The sequence below is a fragment of the Salinispora cortesiana genome (assembly GCF_000484695.1).
Classification (GTDB): domain Bacteria; phylum Actinomycetota; class Actinomycetes; order Mycobacteriales; family Micromonosporaceae; genus Micromonospora; species Micromonospora cortesiana.
The window spans coordinates 1-1,085 of sequence record NZ_AXVR01000195.1 but is presented as its reverse complement, the minus strand read 5'-3'; the positions used below and the strand labels follow the sequence as shown (position 1 = coordinate 1,085).

Annotated in this window: 1 protein-coding gene; it reads right to left on the bottom strand. The window is 61.2% G+C overall.

Going from position 1 to position 1,085, the window contains the following annotated elements:
- Positions 1-11 precede the first annotated feature (11 nt).
- Positions 12-854 (bottom strand): hypothetical protein, encoded by an 843-nt coding sequence (locus K228_RS0125165; protein WP_245603604.1) that lies wholly within the window; start codon positions 852-854, stop codon positions 12-14.
- Between the last annotated feature and the right edge of the window lie 231 nt (positions 855-1,085).

Genomic DNA, 1,085 nt, shown 5'->3' with positions numbered 1-1,085 from the left:
CTACCCGCCGATCAGCCGAAGCAGTTCTCGATCGGGTCCGGGCTGCCCTCGCAGTTGGTCGGGGAGTTGCCCTTGATCGCGGACTTGTTGTCCACGGCGACCTCGCCCCGCTCGTTGAACATGCCACCTGGTGCGATCTTGGAAAGGTTGCGAGACACCTTCGTGTTCGACAGGTCAACCTCGCCGCGTACGTTGTAGACGCCGCCAGTACTGTTGCCGGCAAAATTGTCGGAGATCGTGCTGTCGCGGAAGGTCACCATGCTTCGGTGGTTGTACGCACCGGCACCGTCAACCGCCCTGTTCTTCTTGATCTCGCTCTTCACCACGTTGGCGACGGCACCGTCCCGCAAGTTCAGGCCGCCACCATACATGAAGGTGATGTTCTCAGTTACTTCTGTTTCCTTGACGTCGAGACTGCTCCTGCCGGCTGCCGAGATGCCTCCACCGGATCCATTCGCCACGTTCCGAATGACCCGTGACTGGTCGATCATGGTGTCGCCGCCGGTGTCCGACAGGCCGCCACCAGGGCCGAACGTTGCGTTGTTGAAGATCTCGGTCTTTTCGATCCAGACTGTGCCGCCTTTAACATCCCGGCGCTCGTCATCGGCAAACTTCGCACCGTTGGCAATGCCACCACCGGCCAAGATGGCGTTGTTGGCTTTCACCGTGGACTTGCTGGTCCTCAGCACACCGGCGTTGAAGATCCCACCACCCTGCAGCAGGGAGGTGTTTCCGTCTGCCGTGGTGTGGTAGAGCTCGGTCTTGCCGAAGTTCGCGATCCCACCCCCGACCCCCTCAGCCTGGTTGTCGATGAGGAGGGTCTTCTCGAACTCGGCCGTGGCACCGTCCTGCACCAGCACACCACCGCCATCACTCGAGTGGCGATCGGAGTGAGACGATGCCATCGGTCCAGGAGCCTCTGCGCCCCGCTCACCGCTTGAACCCACACCCTCACCAAACGAAGCTTCCGCCGACCGTGGACCGACTTGGCCGCCCTTGATGACCAGATCCTTGACCTTCAGGTGTCCGCTCCGGCCGACGTTGAGGATCCGGAAGTTGTCGGCTTGGTCATTCCGGACGATTTT